A 2601-nucleotide genomic window follows, 5' to 3' on the forward strand; every position below is an offset into this window, starting at 1 on the left:
GCAGATGCGGCAAGAGCTGAGAGAGAGAGGGGAGCGGAGCGGAGCGACGGTGGCGGTGTGCTGGCCGCTGTGGCGCGCGGGTGGAATGGGCACGGCCGAGCGAGAAGGCATGGCGGTGTACCTGCGGAGCAGCGGTCAGCGTTACCTGGAGAGCGATGAGGGGCTGGGGGCGTGGGAGCGCGCGATGGGCGCGGCCGTCAGCCCGCGGCTCGTGTTCGCGGGGCAGCCGCGCCGCGTGCACGCCTTCCTCTCGCGCATCTACGCCGGCGCGCGCGCAGACGGCGCGTCCACGGACGGCGAGCTCACCCGCGGCGCGCCGCCGCGCAGGGATCTCCCGGCCCGGCCTGCCGGCGCGCCGTCGACGTCCACCGCGGAGCGCGTCCTGCGCGATCTGAAGTCGTGCGTCGAGGCGGTGTTGAAGGTCCCCGCGTCGCGGCTGAGCGAGGACACGAGCTTCGCCGATATTGGCTTCGACTCGATCGGGCTCACGCGCGTCGCGCGCCTTCTTTCGAAGCATTTCGGCTTCGAGATCGTGCCGAGCGTCTTCTTCAGCTACACGACGCTCGAGAAGTTCTGTGGTCATCTGCTCGAGCAGCACCGCGACGCGCTGGAGCGCCTCTATGAATCCGCACTCCCGCCCGACCCGGGCGCCGCCCGCGCGCCGGCGCGCGACGCCCACGGGAGCTCGGACGATTCGGCGGCCGTCGCCGCCGAGCCCGGCCGCGAGCCAGAAGCGCAGCGCCTCCACGGCGCGCGCGCAGCCTCAGCCAGCCGGCCGGCGCTCGCGCCGTCGTCGCCGGACGAGCCCGTGGCGATCATCGGGATGTCGGCGCGCGCCGCGGGGGCCGGCGACGTCGACGAGCTGTGGCAGCTCCTGATCGAGGGCCGCACGCATATCGAAGAGATCCCGGGTGAGCGCTGGGACGCTCGCCCGTACTACGCGGGCCCCGGCGCGCCGGGCAACCGGATCGTCACGAACAAGGGGGGCTTCATCCGGGGGCTCGACCGCTTCGACCCGCTCTTCTTCGAGATCTCCCCGCGCGAGGCGCAGTCGATGGATCCGCGCCAGCGGCTGATGCTCCAGGAGGCGTGGCGCGCGTTCGAGGACGCAGGCTACGCCGGCGACGCGCTGCGCGGCACGCGCGCCGGCGTCTTCGTCGGCGTGGAGGAGGGGGTGAGCGCGCAGGACGGCACGGAGGGGCTCGCGACGAGCCACCACAACGCCATCCTCGCCGCGCGCATCTCCTACGTCCTCGACCTGCGCGGCCCGAACCTGGCGATCAACACGGCTTGCTCCTCCGGGCTCGTCGCGCTGCACACCGCGTGTCAGAGCGTTCGACGCGGCGAGTGCTCGATGGCGCTCGTCGGCGCGGTGAACGTCCTCGCCTCGCCGCTGATGTACGTCGCGCTCAGCCAAGGCGGGATGCTCTCCGCCGACGGCGAGTGCTACGCGTTCGACCAGCGCGCCAACGGGCTCGTGCCCGGCGAGGCCGCCGTTGCCGTGGTCGTGAAGCGGCTCTCTCAGGCCATCACGGACGGCGACACGGTCCTCGGCGTGATCAGGGCCAGCGGCGTGAACTACGACGGCAGGACCAACGGCCTCACCGCGCCGAGCGGCCTCGCCCAGGCGTCGCTCCTCGAGGAGATGTACCGGGACCACGCGATCGACGTCGAGGACATCACCTACATCATCGCGCACGGCACGGGGACCAAGCTCGGCGACCCCGTGGAGGTGAACAGCTTGATGGATGTCTTCGGCCGGCGCACCAGCGCCCGGGGCTTCTGCGCGGTGGGATCGGTCAAGCCCAACTTCGGCCACACGTTCGCCGCCTCCGGCCTCGTGAGCCTCGTCGCGATGCTCATGGCGATGCGGCACCGGCAGATCCCACCGTCGGCCAACCACGCGCAGAACAACGAGTTCATCGACTTCGCGAAGGGGGCCTTCTACGTCAACGACCGTCCGCGCGCGTGGCTGGCGCGCGGAGGGGCGAAGCGGCTCGGCGCGATCAGCGCCTTCGGGATGAGCGGCACGAACGCCCATGTCGTGATCGAGGAGCACGTGCCCGAGGCGGCCGCCGCCGGACACGCGGCCCTGCCCGCCGGGGCCGTCGCGATCGTCCCGCTCTCCGCGCGGAGGGGCGACGACCTCGTTGCGTACGCGGAGAGCCTGCGGGCGTTCCTGGCCGACGGCAGGCGCGCCGGCGCGGAGGCGCCCGACCTCGCGAGCGTCGCTTACACGCTGCAAACAGGGCGCGAGGCGATGCGGCACAGGGCGGTCTTCTGCGTCCGCGATCTCGACGAGCTCGAGAGCAAGCTCCGCGCGTATGCGGCCGCGGGGCCCGGGCGCGGCGCGGACGATCGCGACGCGGACGAGCTGGCCGCCCGGTGGGCGCGCGGGGAGGCGGTCGACTGGCGCGCGATGGTTCCAGGCGCGCGGCCGGTGAAGACGCGGCTCCCGACCTATCCCTTCCACGCCGCGGCCCGCCTCTCGTCCGCGAACGGCTCGCGCGAGCCGCGGCCGCCTGCCGAGCGCGCCGCGCCGACGCCACGCGCTCTCCACCCCCTGGTTCACCGGATCGTGTCGGTATGACGAGCGGCCTC

1 protein-coding gene (only partly in view) is annotated in these 2601 nt (G+C 73.0%); it reads left to right on the top strand.

The annotated features are described in order from the left end of the window. A protein-coding gene (locus tag WMF34_RS16600; protein WP_437993862.1) for an SDR family NAD(P)-dependent oxidoreductase crosses the window boundary here: on the top strand, positions 1-2590 show its 3' end. 8312 nt of this gene lie to the left of the window's left edge; only the last 2590 of its 10902 coding nucleotides appear in the window; the start codon falls outside the window, past its left edge; its stop codon occupies positions 2588-2590. Positions 2591-2601 lie beyond the last annotated feature (11 nt).

The sequence above is a fragment of the Sorangium sp. So ce145 genome, from assembly GCF_051525985.1.
Lineage (GTDB): Bacteria > Myxococcota_A > Polyangia > Polyangiales > Polyangiaceae > Sorangium > Sorangium cellulosum_B.